Consider the following 16357-nt stretch of genomic DNA (forward strand, 5'->3'; position numbering starts at 1 on the left):
GCCATGACGATCAAGGTCGTACGGGGCAACCCGACCCCGGAGGAGCTGGCCGCCGCCCTGGCGGTGGTCCGAGCCCGCGCCGCGGCGGCAGCCTCCGTCCCGCCGGGCGCCACACGAGACAGGGACTCCTGGTCGGATCCGGCCAGGATCGCGTCCCACCGCCTGCCGAAGCCGGGCCCGTCCGCGTGGACCCGCACCTACTGGCCGGGGTGAGGACCTCCAGGGGCGCGGGGAACTGCGCGATCTTTTAGGGGGCGCGAGGAACTGCGCAGCCTTTCAGGACCGCGGGAACTGCACGCTTTCAGGGGCGCGAGGTACTGCGCGACAAGCCCCCACCGGCCCGCAGCCGACAACGAACCGGCTGCGGGCCCCCAACTTGAGTACGCGTACTCAGGCGCCCTCACCCGGCCCAGCCCCACGCTGGTGGCATGCTGTGGTCCGACCCTGAGAACGAGCCGCCCAAGGAACTCCGCGACATGCAGGAGATGCTGCGGCGGCTCGGCCTCCTCATGGCCTTGGCCATGATCCTCGCGATGGTCGTGATCGGCCTGAGGTGACCCCCGCTCACCCGACCGCGCGGCTACGCTGACCGCATGACAGACGCGCCCCGCCGCCGCCTCATCCTCGCCTCCCAGTCCCCCGCCCGGCTGAACCTGCTGCGCCAGGCAGGCCTCACGCCGGAGGTGATCGTCAGCGGCGTGGACGAGGACGCCGTGACCGCCCCCACCCCCTCCGAGCTCGCCCTCGCCCTCGCGGAGGCCAAGGCTTCCGTCGTCGCCGCCAGGCCGGAGGCGCACGGCGCCCTGGTGATCGGCTGCGACTCCGTGCTGGAGCTGGACGGCGAGGCCCTGGGCAAGCCCGCGGACGCCGAGGAGGCCACGGCCCGCTGGAAGTCGATGCGCGGCCGGACGGGCATCCTGCAGACGGGGCACTGCGTCTGGGACACGGCGAACAAGCGGTACGCGTCCGGCACCGCCTCCACCGTCGTCCGCTTCGGCGAGCCCTCCGACGAGGAGATCGCCGCCTACGTCGCCTCCGGCGAACCGCTCCACGTCGCGGGGGCGTTCACGCTCGACGGGCGCAGCGCGCCGTTCATCGAGGGCATCGACGGCGACCACGGCAATGTGATCGGCATCAGCCTGCCCCTCGTCCGCCGGCTCCTCGCCCAGCTGGGCGTCGGCATCACGGAGTTGTGGGCGCCGGCGGAGAAGTGACCGGGGAGTCCCCTCCGTCCTTGCTGCCGCCGCCGTTGTCGGGGCCGGGTGCCGCGGGCGGGACCGCGTCGGTGGGTTCGGCCGGGCGGTCGTACGTCATCAGGAGCAGCACGATGAGGGCGAGCACGACCACCATGAACAGGAACGCGGTCCAGCCCACCAGCCCCCACACGAAGGCCCCCAGCAGCCCGTGCACGACCGCGGCGCTGATCAGCAGGATGCGCCCGAAGCCGGCCGGCGGGCGGTTGCGGATCGCCACGAGGAGCGCGACCAGGCCGCACAGGGCGAAGTAGAGGCCGAAGACGATGCCGCCGATCTTCGAGGACGCCGACATCATGTCGGGGTCGAGACCGGCCAGCGACATGTCCTGACGGTCGACGACGACCCCCAGGAACCAGTTCAGCGCCGCGATGCCGAACGCCTCCACGAAGAGCACGACCGCCACGACCCATGCCACCGGTCTGCGCACCACCGGGCCCACCCACTTTCGACTGCCGCCCGAGCGGGCCGGCCGAGGCTGCTGCTACCTCGAGTACGTACGAGACATCGCGAACGCTACTAACGGGTAAACCTTGGGACAAGGGTTCTGCGGGCGGCAAAGATTCGTTGGGCCATTCGTAGGGACTCCACAAAGAAACGGAGTGGCCCGCAGCACGCTCTCACAGAGACCTTGACCACATGGGAGAGCTAGGGTTTCCGGGAGGAGTCCTGCGTACCGAGGTGCGACAAGGGATTTCGCGGGTCGAGCAAGCCTCGCATCACGCTCCGTGTGGGCAAGCTCACCACTGGGGACGGGTCGTAGTGCCGTGTAGCCAGTCCCTAAACTCGGCTTGTTTCAAGGAGGGAGCCTCAATCGTGCGCAAGGTGCTCATCGCCAACCGTGGCGAAATCGCTGTCCGCGTGGCCCGGGCCTGTCGGGATGCCGGGATCGCGAGCGTGGCCGTCTACGCGGACCCGGACCGCGACGCTCTGCATGTCCGCGCCGCGGACGAGGCGTTCGCCCTGGGCGGTGACACCCCGGCGACCAGTTACCTGGTGATCGACAAGATCCTGAACGCGGCGCGCGAGTCCGGCGCGGACGCCGTCCACCCCGGATACGGCTTCCTCTCCGAGAACGCCGACTTCGCGCAGGCCGTCCTGGACGCCGGGCTGATCTGGATCGGCCCGCCCCCGCAGGCCATCCGCGACCTCGGCGACAAGGTCGCCGCCCGGCACATCGCCCAGCGCGCCGGCGCCCCCCTGGTGGCCGGCACCCCCGACCCGGTCTCGGGTGCGGAGGAGGTCGTCGCCTTCGCCAAGGAGCACGGTCTGCCGATCGCCATCAAGGCCGCCTTCGGTGGTGGCGGGCGCGGTCTGAAGGTCGCCCGCACCCTCGAAGAGGTGCCCGAGCTCTACGATTCCGCGGTGCGCGAGGCCGTGGCCGCCTTCGGCCGTGGCGAGTGCTTCGTCGAGCGCTACCTGGACAAGCCGCGGCACGTGGAGACCCAGTGCCTGGCCGACCAGCACGGCAACGTGGTCGTCGTCTCCACCCGTGACTGCTCGCTGCAGCGCCGCCACCAGAAGCTGGTCGAGGAGGCCCCGGCGCCGTTCCTGTCCGAGGCACAGGTCGCCGAGCTGTACTCGTCCTCCAAGGCCATCCTCAAGGAGGCCGGCTACGTCGGCGCGGGCACCGTGGAGTTCCTCGTCGGCCTCGACGGCACGATCTCCTTCCTCGAGGTCAACACCCGCCTCCAGGTCGAGCACCCGGTCACCGAGGAGGTCGCCGGCATCGACCTGGTCCGCGAGATGTTCCGCATCGCCGACGGCGAGGAACTCGGCTACGGTGACCCCGAGCTGCGCGGCCACTCCTTCGAGTTCCGGATCAACGGCGAGGACCCGGGCCGCAACTTCCTCCCGGCCCCCGGCACCGTCACCACCTTCGCCCCGCCGTCCGGCCCGGGCGTGCGCCTGGACGCGGGCGTCGAGTCCGGCAGCGTCATCGGCCCGGCCTGGGACTCCCTGCTCGCCAAGCTGATCGTCACCGGCGCCACCCGTGAGCAGGCCCTGCAGCGCGCGGCCCGCGCCCTGGAGGAGTTCCAGGTCGAGGGCATGGCGACGGCGATTCCCTTCCACCGTGCGGTGGTCAAGGACCCGGCGTTCGCCCCCGAACTCACCGGCTCCGCCGAGCCGTTCACGGTCCACACCCGCTGGATCGAGACCGAGTTCGTCAACGAGATCCCCGCGTTCGCCGCCCCGGCCGAGGCCGAGGCCGAGGAGGACGCGGACCGCGAGACGATCGTCGTGGAGGTCGGCGGCAAGCGCCTGGAGGTCTCCCTGCCGTCCTCCCTGGGCATGTCCCTGGCCCGCACCGGCCTCGCGGCCGGCGCCAAGCCGAAGCGCCGCGCCGCCAAGAAGTCCGGCCCGGTCGCCTCCGGCGACACCCTCGCCTCGCCGATGCAGGGCACGATCGTCAAGGTCGCGGTCGAGGAGGGCCAGGAGGTCAAGGCGGGCGACCTGGTCGTCGTCCTGGAGGCGATGAAGATGGAACAGCCGCTGAACGCCCACAAGTCCGGCACCATCAAGGGCCTGTCCGCCGATGTCGGCGCGTCCGTCAGCTCCGGCGCCGCGATCTGCGAGATCAAGGACTGACCGGGCTCAGGCACTGACATCCCAAGGCGCCCGGCGGACTGAAGCACTGAGTCCGCCGGGCGTCTCGTCTTCGCCGAAGTCCGGCACCATCAAGGGCCTGTCCGCCGATGTCGGCGCGTCCGTCAGCTCCGGCGCCGCGATCTGCGAGATCAAGGACTGACCGGGCTCAGGCACTGACATCCCGAGGCGCCCGGCGGACTGAAGCACTCAGTCCGCCGGGCGTCTCGTCTTCGCCCATTCGCCGGTCCCCCGAGTCGGTGGCCCACGAGCGCCCCTCAAGGGGCCGCGGGGCTGTATCGATATGCGGCTGCGCAGCGTGGGCGCGAGCAGCCACATGCGGCCGCAGCTTCTGATCGGCCTTTCAGAAAGCGTGCGGTGGTCAGCAGAGCGATGCCGACCAGGGCCGGCAGGAACAGCGCGGCGCCGACCGGCGATGGCATGCTGGAGGCAGACCGGGGCGCGCGAGAGGGCAGGCGGGAGGCATGGTGGGCACGACGTCGGCGGGGACCGCGGCGAACGGCGGCACAGAGGTGACGCCGACGCCCCCGCGGGTCATGCGTGCCGACGCCCGGCGCAACTACGAGCGGCTGCTCACCGAGGCCCGCGCCGCCTTCGCCGCGCACGGAACGGACGCGTCCCTGGAGGACGTGGCCCGGCGCGCGGGCGTCGGCATCGGCACCCTGTACCGCCACTTCCCCAACCGTCACGCCCTGTTGAGCGCCGTCTTCGAGGAAGCGGTGAGCGACCTCCTGGACCGCTCCCGCGAACTCCTGAACGCCCCCGAGCCGTGCACGGCCCTGGTGACCTGGCTGCGCGAGATCATCACCCACGCCGGCGAGTACCGCGGCCTGGCCCTGGCCCTGATGTCCGTGACCTCCGACACCAGCTCTGCCCTGGCCAACTGCAGCGCCCCCATGCACGAGGCGGGCGCCGCCCTGCTCAAGCGCGCGCAGCAAGCAGCCAAGGTCCGCGAGGACGTCACCATCACCGACCTCCTCCAACTCACCAACGCCATCGCACTGGCGGCAGAGGAGTCCCCGTCAGACCCTCAGCTGGCAGACCGCTTGCTGACCCTCACCCTGCGGGGCTTGAGGCCGGGTTGAGTCATTGCCGGCCTGGGGGAGCGCCCCGAAGGGGCACGGGGCTGTATCGATGTGCGGCTCCGCCGCGTGGGCGCGACAAGCCACATCCAACCCGCACCCGCCCGACAACACGAGCCCCTACGGCGAATAGGCAAACAACCTAACGCCGCCGCAAATCGGCAACCCGAGCCCGCTCCCGCTCTCCCCCGGAGGGATCAAGCATCGCCGCCGTCCGAAGGCCGGAGGCCGGCTGCCCGCGCCGCGGCCCCGGCAGGGCGACGTCCCGGCGCGCCTGCCGCGGGGGGACGGAATCACCGCCCGAATTCCCCGAGGCCCCGGCCACGGCGATCTGCACGCCCTGATCGGCGAGCGCCTGCAATTCGGTGGCCGCCCGATCGTCATGCACCGGCGGCTCATCGGTCACCAGTCGGGTGATCACATCCGTGGGCACGGTCTGGAACATCGTGTCCGTACCCAGCTTGGTGTGGTCGGCGAGCACGACGACCTCCGCAGCCGCCTGCACCAGCGCCCGGTCCACGGACGCCGACAGCATGTTGGACGTGGACAGCCCGCGCTCGGCGGTGAGCCCGCTCCCGGACAGGAACGCACGGGACACCCTGAGTCCCTGCAGTGACTGCTCGGCGCCGCTGCCCACGAGGGCGTAGTTGGAGCCGCGCAGGGTGCCGCCGGTCATCACGACCTCCACGCGGTTGGCATGGGCCAACGCCTGGGCGACCAGCAGGGAGTTGGTGACGACAGTCAGCCCGGGGATCCGGGCGAGCCGGCGGGCCAGCTCCTGGGTGGTGGTACCCGCCCCGACCACGACGGCCTCGCCCTCTTCCACGAAGTTGGCGGCGAGGTCGGCGATGGCCGTCTTCTCGGCGGTCGCGAGATGTGACTTCTGCGGAAAGCCGGACTCCCGCGTGAACCCGCCCGGCAGTACCGCACCGCCGTGCCGGCGGTCGAGGAGTCCTTCTGCCTCCAGTGCGCGCACGTCCCGCCGTACGGTCACTTCGGAGGTCTGGACGACGCGGGCGAGCTCACGGAGCGACACGGCCCCGTTCGCTCGCACCATTTCGAGGATCAATTGGCGACGTTCTGCAGCGAACACGAAACTGACAGTAACCCCAACGACCGTCTGGTTTCAGCTGTTTGCGCCGAATAGCAGAAGTTGTTCGCACAGGAGGGCGGGAAGTGGTATAGGGCCTACCCGCCCCGCCTATGCCGTACGCATGCTCGACAACTCCCTGTGACCAGCGAGGAGTCGGTTTCGGCCGTCAGACCTCGCCGCCGGTCTTGCGGGTGTGGAGCTGCCGGGCGACCTCCGCGATCGACCCCGAAAGGGAGGGATACACGGTGAACGCGTTCGCGATCTGTTCGACCGTCAGATTGTTGTCGACGGCGATCGAGATCGGATGGATCAGTTCCGAGGCGCGCGGGGACACGACCACACCGCCGACCACGATGCCCGTGCCCGGACGGCAGAAAAGCTTCACGAAGCCGTCGCGGATGCCCTGCATCTTGGCGCGCGGGTTGCGCAGGAGCGGGAGTTTGACCACCCGTGCGTCGATCTTGCCCGCGTCGACGTCGGCCTGGGTGTAGCCGACGGTGGCGATCTCCGGGTCGGTGAAGACGTTGGACGAGACGGTCTTCAGGTTCAGGGGGGCCACCGCGTCGCCGAGGAAGTGGTACATGGCGATGCGTCCCTGCATGGCGGCCACCGAGGCGAGGGCGAAGACGCCCGTCACGTCACCGGCGGCGTACACACCGGGAGCGGTCGTCCGCGAGACCTTGTCGGTCCAGATGTGCCCGGACTCGCGCAGCTTGACGCCGGCCTCCTCCAGGCCCATGCCCTCGCTGTTGGGGATGGCGCCGACCGCCATCAGGCAGTGGCTGCCGGTGATGACCCGGCCGTCGGAGAGGGTGACCTCGACGCGGTCGCCGACCCGCTTGGCGGCGGCGGCGCGGGAACGGGCCATGACGTTCATGCCGCGGCGGCGGAAGACGTCCTCGAGGACGGCGGCGGCGTCCGGGTCCTCGCCGGGCAGCACGCGGTCCCGGGAGGAGACGAGGGTGACCTTGGAGCCGAGGGCCTGGTAGGCGCCGGCGAACTCGGCACCGGTGACACCGGAACCGACCACGATGAGCTCCTCGGGGAGCTCGTTCAGGTCGTACACCTGCGTCCAGTTCAGGATGCGCTCGCCGTCGGGCTGGGCGTCGGGCACCTCGCGCGGGTGGCCGCCGGTCGCGATGAGCACGGCGTCGGCCGTGAGGGTCTCCTCGGTGCCGTCGGCGGCGGAGACGATCACCTTGCGGGAGCCGTCGAGGGCCTGCATGCCCTCCAGGCGTCCGCGGCCGCGCATGACCCGGGCGCCGGCGCGGGTGACGGAGGCGGTGATGTCGTGCGACTGGGCGAGGGCGAGCCGCTTCACACGGCGGTTGACCTTGCCGAGGTCCACGCCGACCACCCGGGCCGCCTGCTCCAGCGGCGGGGTGTCGTCGGCGACGATGATGCCGAGTTCCTCGTACGACGAGTCGAAGGTGGTCATCACCTCGGCCGTAGCGATAAGGGTCTTCGACGGTACGCAGTCGGTCAGCACCGACGCCCCGCCCAGACCGTCGCAGTCGACGACGGTCACCTCCGCGCCGAGCTGGGCGGCCACCAGGGCCGCCTCGTATCCGCCGGGTCCGCCACCGATGATCACGATCCGAGTCACGTACCCCATTGTCCCGCACCGTTCAAGGTGCTACTGCCCGGGGGCGGGGCAATGGGTTGGCAAGGGGCCGCTGATACGTCAGGGGCCCGTGGGTCGGCTGCCGTACTCTCGATCCATGTCGCTCTACGCCGCGTACGCCGGCAACCTCGACGCGCGGCTGATGACCCGCCGCGCCCCGCACTCGCCGATGCGCGCCACGGGCTGGCTGAACGGCTGGCGGCTGACGTTCGGGGGCGAGCACATGGGCTGGGAGGGCGCCCTGGCGACGATCGTCGAGGACCCGTTCTCACAGGTCTTCGTCGCGCTGTACGACATCGCGCCGCTGGACGAGGAGTCCATGGACCGCTGGGAGGGCGTCGGCCTGAACGTGTACCGCCGGATGCGGGTGCGGGTACACACGCTGGACGGCGAGGAGCCTGCGTGGACGTACGTCCTCGACGGGTACGAGGGCGGTCTGCCCTCGGCGCGCTATCTGGGCGAGATCGCCGATGCCGCCGAGTCCGCGGGAGCGCCGCACGACTATGTGATGGAGCTGCGGAAGCGCCCCTGCTGAGGGCGCGGCTGGTTCACAGTCGGACCACTGGGGCCGCAAAGGTCCCGTTGTGTCACCCGGTTCGTTGGAAACGACAAGACAACGATCGCCATCCCGTGAGCTCTGCCATCTACGCGCGTAGGCGTTGAGCGGCTACTCTCGACGCGTGAACGCATCTCTTCTTCCGGACGACATCCAGGGCGACCCGCACGCCGCCGCCGACGCCGCCGCCGCGCGCCTGCGCGCACTGACCGGCGCCGAGACCCACGACGTCGCCCTCGTGATGGGCTCCGGCTGGGCACCGGCCGTGGACGCCCTCGGCGCCCCCGACGCCGAGCTCCTCGTCACCGACCTGCCCGGTTTCCCGCCGCCGGCGGTGGAGGGGCACGGCGGCAAGATCCGCTCGTACAAGATCGGTGAGAAGCGGGCCCTGGTCTTCCTGGGCCGCACGCACTACTACGAGGGCCGCGGGGTCGCCGCCGTCGCGCACGGCGTCCGTACCGCCGTCGCCGCCGGCTGCAAGACCGTGGTGCTGACCAACGGCTGCGGCGGGCTGCGCGAGGGCATGCGGCCGGGACAGCCGGTGCTGATCAGCGACCACATCAACCTGACGGCGACGTCGCCGATCGTCGGCGCGAACTTCGTCGACCTGACCGACCTGTACTCGCCGCGGCTGCGCGCCCTGTGCAAGGAGATCGACCCGAGCCTGGAGGAGGGCGTCTACGCCCAGTTCCCCGGCCCGCACTACGAGACGCCGGCCGAGATCCGGATGGCCCGGGTGATCGGGGCAGACCTGGTGGGCATGTCGACCGTGCTGGAGGCCATCGCGGCGCGTGAGGCGGGTGCGGAGGTTCTGGGTATCTCCCTGGTGACGAACCTTGCCGCGGGGATGACGGGTGAGCCGTTGAACCACGAGGAGGTTCTGCAGGCGGGCCGGGACAGCGCGACGCGGATGGGGTCGCTGCTGGCCCAGGTGCTCGGCCGGCTGTGATGTCAGCCCGTCCGGCTTTTGAGGACGAGGCCCTTCGGGCCGAAGGGGGGACTGGGGGCGCAGCCCCCAGGGACCCGCACCACGAGACAACGAGAGGCTGACCCGGACGTGCACGACGAACTACTGACCCGCGCCAACGCGTGGCTCGGCGAGGACCCCGACCCGGAGACCCGCGACGAGCTCGCCAAGCTCATCGAGGCCGGTGACGTCGCGGAGCTCGAAGAGCGCTTCAGCGGCACCCTCCAGTTCGGCACCGCGGGTCTGCGCGGTGAGCTGGGTGCCGGGCCGATGCGGATGAACCGGGCCGTCGTCATCCGTGCCGCGGCCGGTCTGGCCGCGTATCTCAACGCCAAGGGGGAGCGCGGCGGGCTCGTCGTCATCGGCTACGACGCCCGGCACAAGTCCGCTGACTTCGCGCGCGACACGGCGGCCGTGATGACGGGCGCGGGCTTCCGGGCCGCGGTGCTCCCCCGCCCGCTGCCCACGCCCGTGCTCGCCTACGCGATAAGGCACCTCGGTGCGGTCGCGGGCGTGGAGGTCACCGCCAGCCACAATCCGCCCCGGGACAACGGCTACAAGGTCTACCTGGGGGACGGTTCGCAGATCGTGCCGCCGGCCGACGCGGAGATCGCCGCCGAGATCGACGCGATCGTCTCCCTGGACGACGTGCCGCGTCCGGAAGCCGGCTGGGAGATTCTCGACGACAGCGTCCTGAACTCCTATCTGGCGCGTGCGGAGGCGGTGCTCGCCGCCGGTTCCCCGCGCACCGCCCGCACCGTCTACACCGCGATGCACGGCGTCGGCAAGGACGTCCTGCTCGCCGCGTTCGCCCGGGCCGGTTTCCCCGAGCCCGTCCTGGTCGCCGAACAGGCCGAGCCGGACCCGGACTTCCCGACCGTCGCCTTCCCCAACCCGGAAGAGCCGGGCGCCATGGACCTCGCCTTCGCGCAGGCCCGCACGACCGACCCCGACCTGATCATCGCCAACGACCCCGACGCCGACCGCTGCGCCGTGGCAGTCAAGGCCGACCAGGAAAAAGGGGCCTGGCGGATGCTGCGCGGCGACGAAGTGGGCGCGCTGCTCGCCGCCCACCTGGTCAGGCGCGGCGCCCGGGGCACCTTCGCCGAGTCGATCGTCTCCTCCTCCCTGCTCGGCCGTATCGCCGAGAAGGCGGGTCTGCCGTACGAGGAGACCCTCACCGGCTTCAAGTGGATCGCCCGCGTCGAGGGGCTCCGCTACGGCTACGAGGAGGCCCTCGGCTACTGCGTGGACCCGGACGGGGTGCGCGACAAGGACGGCATCACCGCCGCGCTGCTGATCACCGAGCTGGCCTCCGAGCTCAAGGAGGAGGGGCGGACCCTGCCGGACCTCCTCGACGACCTCGCCGTGGAGCACGGGCTGCACGCCACCGACCAGCTCTCGGTCCGGGTGGAGGACCTGTCGGTCATCGCGCGCGCCATGCAGCGGCTGCGGGAGCAGCCGCCGAGCGAGCTCGCGGGCCTCGCCATCACCAGGGCCGAGGACCTCACCCGGGGCACCGAGAAGCTGCCGCCCACCGACGGGCTGCGGTACACGCTCGACGGCGCCCGCGTCATCGTCCGCCCCAGCGGCACGGAGCCCAAGCTGAAGTGCTACCTGGAGGTCGTGGTTCCCGCCCCCACACACGCCGACCTCCCGGCGGCCCACGCCACCGCGAACGACCTCCTCGCGGCAATCAAGCGGGACCTGTCGGCGGCGGCCGGCATCTGAGCAGCACCACTCGAACCCGCCCCACCTCGAAGGGCCGCCCTCGCCCATCGCCCCGGGGCGGCCCTTCGAGGGGTTTGACCGCCAGGCGGTAGCCCGGAGACCACTGCCGAGGCCTGTCATCGCCCGGGGGGGTTCGGGCGGGGCCGGAGGTCTGGCGAGGCCAGAGGTCCCGGCGAGGCCGGAGGTGCTGGCGAGGCCGGAGGTGCTGGCGAGGCCAGGGGCCTGGGCGGGCAGGGGCTGGGCCCAGCCAGGCGGCGGGGCGACAGAACGCCGAGGCCCGCCAGCGACCCGGGCGGGGCCAGGCGGTCCGGGCACCGGGACGCAGTGGCCGGCCAGCGGCCCCCAGCAGTCCGGACGCAACTGCCCTGACGGCCGGGACCCAGCGGCCCGGGCAGGCCCAACAGCCCGGGCGGAGCCAATGCCCACCGGCCCAGGCAAGGCCAAGCGCCCCAGAACGCAGGACCCAACGGCCCTGACGGCCCACACCCAGCAGCCCGGGCAGGCCCAACAGCCCGGGCGGAACCAATGCCCACCGGCCCAAGCAAGGCCAAGCGCCCAGAACGCAGGACCCAACGGCCCTGACGGCCCACACCCAACAGCCCCGGCAGGACCAAACAACCCGGGCGGAACCAATGCCCACCGGCCCACGTAAGGCCAAGCGCCCCAGAACGCAGGACCCAACGGCCCTGACGGCCCACACCCAACAGCCCCGGCAGGCCCAAACAACCCGGGCGGAACCAATGCCCACCGGCCCAAGCAAGGCCAAGCGCCCCAGAACGCAGGACCCAACGGCCCTGACGGCCCACACCCAACAGCCCCGGCAGGACCAACAGCCCAGGCGGAACCAATGCCCACCGGCCCAAGCAAGGCCAAGCGCCCAGAACGCAGGACCCAACGGCCCTGACGGCCCACACCCAACAGCCCCGGCAGGACCAACAGCCCAGGCGGAGCCAATGCCCACCGGCCCAGGCAAGGCCAAGCGCCCGAGCAGAGCCAAGCGCCCCAAAAGGCAGGACGCCGTGGCCGACCGCAGGACCCAACAGCCCGGGCGGAGCCAATGCCCACCGGCCCAAGCAAGGCCAAGCGCCCGAGCAGAGCCAAGCGCCCCAAAAGGCAGGACGCCGTGCCCGACCGCCGGCCCCGGCGGCCCGGGGCAGGACCCAACCCCGTCGGGCCAGTGCCCAGCAGCCCGAGCGGTGCCGGTGCCCCAGGCGGCTCAGCCCCGGTCAGCCCGTAGCCGCCAGGATCGCCAGCAGCAGCGCGCCGGCCAGCGCGGGACCCGCGATCTCGTATGCCCAGCGCACCGTCACCTCGCCCTGCGCCGTGTCCGTCTTCTCATGGGCTTCGAGCAGTTCGCGCAGGTCGTCCATGATCTTGTCGCTCTCGGCGCGGACGGGCCCCGCGGGGACGGAGGTGCCGTCCGGAAGTCCGCCGGGTCCGAAGACACCGCCCAGACGGCCCCGCCGGCCCCGGCCGCTCGCGCCCGCCGTGGCCCTGGCCTCCTGGCGCGCCGCCCTCTTCCGGGCGCGCAGCGAGACGGGGACGGCCCACAGCTGGTACTTGCTCCCCGACTTCACGACGACCTCGTTGGAGTAGCCGGACCGCAGCAGGGCGACCTCGCTCCAGGGCACCACGACGATGCGGAAGGGGTTGCGGATGCGCAGCCGCTCCGCGTTGGCGTGGACGGCGGGGCGCAGCGTGAAGGCCAGGATCAGCGGCACGACGAGGATCAGCGTGGCGAGCGCCAGCCATGGGGTGCGGCCGTGCCCGGAGACGATCGCGTCGATGCCCAGCCAGCCCGCGATGGCAAGCAGCAGGACGCCGCCGGCGAGACCCCCGGACGACCGGTAGGCGCGGTCCTTGTACTGAGGGGCCGGGGGCTGCGGTGCTGGTGACTCGTGGTCCGGGGTCGTCATACCGCCGATTCTGCCCGACGGCCCGGACGATGCTCGTACGTGGTGCGTGCGCACTTGATGAGCAGCCGGGGGTGTACAGCCGCTACGCGCGTAGATATGCTCGTCTGGTGACCATGCCCACCACTGCACCCAACGCAGCCCACGCACTCGAAGACGTCACCGCGTCCGACAGCACGCTGCGCCGCTTCCTTCACGGGCTGCCCGGCGTCGACGCGGTCGGTCTGGAGGCGCGCGCCGCCTCGCTCGGCACCCGTTCCATCAAGACGACCGCGAAGGCGTACGCCATCGACCTCGCCATCTCGATGGTCGATCTGACGACGCTGGAAGGCGCGGACACCCCGGGCAAGGTCCGGGCGCTCGGCGCCAAGGCCGTCCACCCCGACCCCACGGACCGTACGACCCCCGCGACCGCGGCCGTCTGCGTCTATCCCGACATGGTGCCCGCCGCGAAGGAGGCCGTCGCCGGCTCCTCCGTGAAGGTCGCCTCGGTCGCCACCGCCTTCCCGGCGGGCCGCGCGCCGATCGCCGTGAAGCTGGCCGACGTCCGCGAGGCCGTCGCCGCGGGCGCCGACGAGATCGACATGGTCATCGACCGCGGGGCGTTCCTCGCGGGCCACTACATGAAGGTGTACGACGAGATCGTCGCCGTGAAGGAGGCCTGCGGGGCGGACGCCCGCCTCAAGGTCATCTTCGAGACGGGCGAGCTGTCGACGTACGACAACATCCGCCGCGCGAGCTGGCTCGGCATGCTGGCGGGCGCGGACTTCATCAAGACGTCCACGGGCAAGGTCGCGGTCAACGCCACCCCCGCCAACACCCTGCTGATGCTGGAGGCCGTGCGCGACTTCCGCGCGCAGACCGGGGTACAGGTCGGCGTGAAGCCCGCCGGCGGCATCCGCACCTCCAAGGACGCCATCAAGTTTCTCGTCCTGGTCAACGAGACCGCGGGCGAGGACTGGCTGGACAACCACTGGTTCCGCTTCGGCGCCTCCTCGCTCCTGAACGATCTGCTGATGCAGCGTCAGAAGCTGGCCACCGGCCGCTACTCCGGCCCCGACTACGTGACGGTGGACTGATCACCATGGCATCCGCATTCGAATACGCCCCGGCACCCGAGTCCCGCTCGATCGTCGACATCGCGCCGTCCTACGGCCTGTTCATCGACGGAGAGTTCACGGATGCGGCCGACGGCAAGGTCTTCAAGACGGTCTCCCCGAGCACCGAGGAGGTGCTGTCGGAGGTCGCCCAGGCCGGTTCCGAGGACGTCGACCGCGCGGTGAAGGCCGCCCGCAGGGCCTTCGAGAAGTGGTCGGCGCTGCCCGGCTCCGAGCGCGCCAAGTACCTGTTCCGCATCGCGCGGATCATCCAGGAGCGCAGCCGTGAGCTGGCGGTCCTGGAGACGCTGGACAACGGCAAGCCGATCAAGGAGACCCGCGACGCCGACCTCCCCCTGGTCGCCGCGCACTTCTTCTACTACGCGGGCTGGGCCGACAAGCTGGAGCACGCCGGCTTCGGCGCGGCCCCGCGCCCGCTGGGCGTGGCCGGCCAGGTCATCCCCTGGAACTTCCCACTCCTGATGCTGGCGTGGAAGATCGCCCCGGCACTCGCCACCGGCAACACGGTCGTCCTCAAGCCCGCCGAGACGACCCCTCTGTCCGCCCTCTTCTTCGCGGACATCTGCCGCCAGGCCGGCCTTCCCAAGGGCGTCGTCAACATCCTTCCGGGCTACGGCGACACGGGCGCCGCGCTCGTCGCACACCCGGACGTCAACAAGGTCGCGTTCACCGGCTCGACGGCGGTCGGCAAGGAGATCGCCCGCACGGTGGCGGGCTCCCGCAAGAAGCTCACCCTCGAACTGGGCGGCAAGGGCGCCAACATCGTCTTCGACGACGCCCCCATCGACCAGGCCGTCGAGGGCATCGTGGGCGGCATCTTCTTCAACCAGGGCCAGGTCTGCTGCGCGGGCAGCCGGCTCCTCGTACAGGAGTCGATCCAGGACGAGCTGCTGGAGTCCCTCAAGCGCCGCCTGGCCACCCTCCGCCTCGGCGACCCGCTCGACAAGAACACGGACATCGGCGCGATCAACTCCGAGGAACAGCTCTCCCGCATCACCACCCTCGTCGAGCAGGGCGAGGCGGAGGGCGCCGAGCGCTGGTCCCCGGCCTGCGAGATCCCGTCCTCCGGCTACTGGTTCGCCCCGACGCTCTTCACCAACGTCACCCAGGCGCACCGGATCGCCCGCGACGAGATCTTCGGCCCGGTGCTGTCCGTCCTCACCTTCCGCACCCCGGACGAGGCGGTCGCCAAGGCCAACAACACCCCGTACGGCCTGTCGGCGGGCATCTGGACGGAGAAGGGTTCGCGGATCCTCGCCGTCGCGAACAAGCTCCGTGCGGGCGTCGTCTGGTCCAACACGTTCAACAAGTTCGACCCGACCTCGCCGTTCGGCGGCTACAAGGAGTCGGGCTTCGGCCGCGAGGGCGGCCGCCACGGCCTGGAGGCGTACCTCGATGTCTGAGAAGAACGAGAAGACCGAGCAGCGCCTGTCGGTCTTCAAGACCTACAAGCTGTACGTCGGCGGGAAGTTCCCGCGTTCCGAGAGCGGCCGGGTGTACGAGGTGACGGACAAAAAGGGCAACTGGCTGGCGAACGTGCCCCTTTCGTCCCGCAAGGACGCCCGTGACGCGGTGGTCGCCGCCCGCAAGGCGTTCGGCGGCTGGTCGGGCGCGACGGCGTACAACCGCGGTCAGATCCTCTACCGCATCGCCGAGATGCTGGAGGGCCGCAGGGATCAGTTCGTCCGCGAAGTGGCCGACTCCGAAGGCCTCTCGAAGTCGAAGGCGGCTGCGGTCGTCGACGCGGCCATCGACCGCTGGGTCTGGTACGCGGGCTGGACCGACAAGATCGCCCAGATCGTGGGCGGCGGAAACCCGGTCGCGGGCCCGTACTTCAACCTGTCCTCGCCCGAGCCGACGGGCGTCGTCGCGGTCCTGGCTCCCCAGGAGTCGTCGTTCCTCGGCCTGGTCTCGGTGATCGCCCCGGTGATCGCGACCGGCAACACGGCGATCGTGATCGCGAGCGAGAAGTCCCCGCTTCCCGCGCTGTCCCTGGGCGAGGTCCTGGCCACCTCCGACCTGCCCGGCGGCGTCGTCAACGTCCTCTCCGGCCGTACGGCGGAGATCGCAACGCCGCTGGCCGCCCACCAGGACGTCAACGCGATCGACCTGGCCGGCGCCGACGACGTACTGGCGAAGGAGCTGGAGATCGCCGCGGCGGACAACCTGAAGCGGGTTCTCCGTCCACAGCCTGTGGACGAAGTCGACTGGTCGGCGACTCCGGGTATCGACCGCATGACGGCGTTCCTGGAGACGAAGACGGTCTGGCACCCGACGGGGTCGCTGGGCGCGTCCGGTTCGGCCTACTGAGCCCTCCTCGACCGAGCCGCGCTTCCCCTCCGTCCGGGGGAGGCGCGGCTCTTTCGTCGGGGCGCACCATGCAGGCGTATGGTCACATGAATTGCACACTAGA

15 protein-coding genes are annotated in these 16357 nt (G+C 71.1%); 11 read left to right on the top strand and 4 right to left on the bottom strand.

Features of this window, described 5'->3' with window-relative positions; all coding sequences use genetic code 11:
* Positions 1-3 precede the first annotated feature (3 nt).
* The 3 genes from ABD355_RS32415 (at position 4) to ABD355_RS32425 (ending at position 1214) form a co-directional block, all read left to right on the top strand.
* Entirely contained in the window at positions 4-213 is a 210-nt protein-coding gene (locus ABD355_RS32415) for an acyl-CoA carboxylase epsilon subunit (protein WP_344404439.1), read from the top strand.
* Between the two features lie 215 nt (positions 214-428).
* Positions 429-557, top strand: coding sequence for a morphogenic membrane protein MmpB (mmpB, locus tag ABD355_RS32420; RefSeq protein ID WP_344404440.1), 129 nt, complete (start codon positions 429-431; stop codon positions 555-557).
* Between the two features lie 36 nt (positions 558-593).
* Complete coding sequence (locus ABD355_RS32425) at positions 594-1214, top strand: Maf family protein (protein ID WP_344404441.1); 621 nt, start codon at positions 594-596, stop codon at positions 1212-1214.
* Here ABD355_RS32425 and ABD355_RS32430 read toward each other — a convergent pair.
* The gene (locus tag ABD355_RS32430; protein ID WP_344404442.1) at positions 1183-1686 is read right to left on the bottom strand and encodes a hypothetical protein; all 504 of its coding nucleotides are present in this window, start codon (positions 1684-1686) and stop codon (positions 1183-1185) included. The two genes, ABD355_RS32425 and ABD355_RS32430, sit on opposite strands and share 32 nt — an antisense overlap.
* Positions 1687-2069: 383 nt before the next feature.
* Here ABD355_RS32430 and ABD355_RS32435 point away from each other — a divergent pair, with 383 nt between their 5' ends.
* On the top strand, positions 2070-3842 hold the full coding sequence (locus ABD355_RS32435; RefSeq protein ID WP_344404443.1) for an acetyl/propionyl/methylcrotonyl-CoA carboxylase subunit alpha: 1773 nt from the start codon (positions 2070-2072) through the stop codon (positions 3840-3842).
* A 554-nt stretch (positions 3843-4396) separates the two neighbouring features.
* Positions 4397-4945 carry a TetR/AcrR family transcriptional regulator gene (locus ABD355_RS32440; protein ID WP_344404694.1) on the top strand — a complete coding sequence of 183 codons (549 nt, stop codon included), beginning with the start codon at positions 4397-4399 and terminating at the stop codon, positions 4943-4945.
* Positions 4946-5084: 139 nt separating this feature from the next.
* Here the strand turns inward: ABD355_RS32440 and ABD355_RS32445 are convergent, their stop codons facing one another.
* Positions 5085-6035: a DeoR/GlpR family DNA-binding transcription regulator gene (locus ABD355_RS32445; RefSeq protein WP_344404444.1), complete on the bottom strand. Its 951-nt coding sequence runs from the start codon at positions 6033-6035 to the stop codon at positions 5085-5087.
* Between the two features lie 166 nt (positions 6036-6201).
* Positions 6202-7650 carry an NAD(P)H-quinone dehydrogenase gene (locus ABD355_RS32450; protein WP_115906258.1) on the bottom strand — a complete coding sequence of 483 codons (1449 nt, stop codon included), beginning with the start codon at positions 7648-7650 and terminating at the stop codon, positions 6202-6204.
* 106 nt (positions 7651-7756) lie between these two features.
* Here ABD355_RS32450 and ABD355_RS32455 point away from each other — a divergent pair, with 106 nt between their 5' ends.
* The 3 genes from ABD355_RS32455 to ABD355_RS32465 all read left to right on the top strand — a co-directional run bounded on the left by ABD355_RS32455 (position 7757) and on the right by ABD355_RS32465 (position 10913).
* Positions 7757-8194, top strand: coding sequence for a gamma-glutamylcyclotransferase family protein (locus ABD355_RS32455; RefSeq protein ID WP_344404446.1), 438 nt, complete (start codon positions 7757-7759; stop codon positions 8192-8194).
* Between the two features lie 145 nt (positions 8195-8339).
* Positions 8340-9164, top strand: coding sequence for a purine-nucleoside phosphorylase (locus ABD355_RS32460; protein ID WP_344404447.1), 825 nt, complete (start codon positions 8340-8342; stop codon positions 9162-9164).
* Positions 9165-9272: 108 nt separating this feature from the next.
* Positions 9273-10913: a phospho-sugar mutase gene (locus ABD355_RS32465; protein WP_344404448.1), complete on the top strand. Its 1641-nt coding sequence runs from the start codon at positions 9273-9275 to the stop codon at positions 10911-10913.
* 1226 nt (positions 10914-12139) lie between these two features.
* On the opposite strand, the gene ABD355_RS32470 is transcribed toward ABD355_RS32465, so the two are convergent.
* Positions 12140-12829 carry a PH domain-containing protein gene (locus tag ABD355_RS32470; RefSeq protein WP_344404450.1) on the bottom strand — a complete coding sequence of 230 codons (690 nt, stop codon included), beginning with the start codon at positions 12827-12829 and terminating at the stop codon, positions 12140-12142.
* A 113-nt stretch (positions 12830-12942) separates the two neighbouring features.
* Here ABD355_RS32470 and deoC point away from each other — a divergent pair, with 113 nt between their 5' ends.
* From deoC to ABD355_RS32485, 3 genes are read left to right on the top strand one after another with little or no spacing between them, the layout of a single operon-like run.
* On the top strand, positions 12943-13905 hold the full coding sequence (deoC, locus tag ABD355_RS32475) for a deoxyribose-phosphate aldolase (RefSeq protein ID WP_344404695.1): 963 nt from the start codon (positions 12943-12945) through the stop codon (positions 13903-13905).
* Positions 13906-13910: 5 nt separating this feature from the next.
* Complete coding sequence (locus ABD355_RS32480; protein WP_344404451.1) at positions 13911-15347, top strand: aldehyde dehydrogenase family protein; 1437 nt, start codon at positions 13911-13913, stop codon at positions 15345-15347.
* Positions 15340-16254 carry an aldehyde dehydrogenase family protein gene (locus ABD355_RS32485; protein ID WP_344404452.1) on the top strand — a complete coding sequence of 305 codons (915 nt, stop codon included), beginning with the start codon at positions 15340-15342 and terminating at the stop codon, positions 16252-16254. Before ABD355_RS32480 ends, ABD355_RS32485 begins: the two co-directional genes overlap by 8 nt.
* Positions 16255-16357 lie beyond the last annotated feature (103 nt).

Source organism: Streptomyces longisporus (genome assembly GCF_039532765.1).
In the GTDB taxonomy this organism is placed as follows: Bacteria; Actinomycetota; Actinomycetes; order Streptomycetales; family Streptomycetaceae; genus Streptomyces; species Streptomyces longisporus.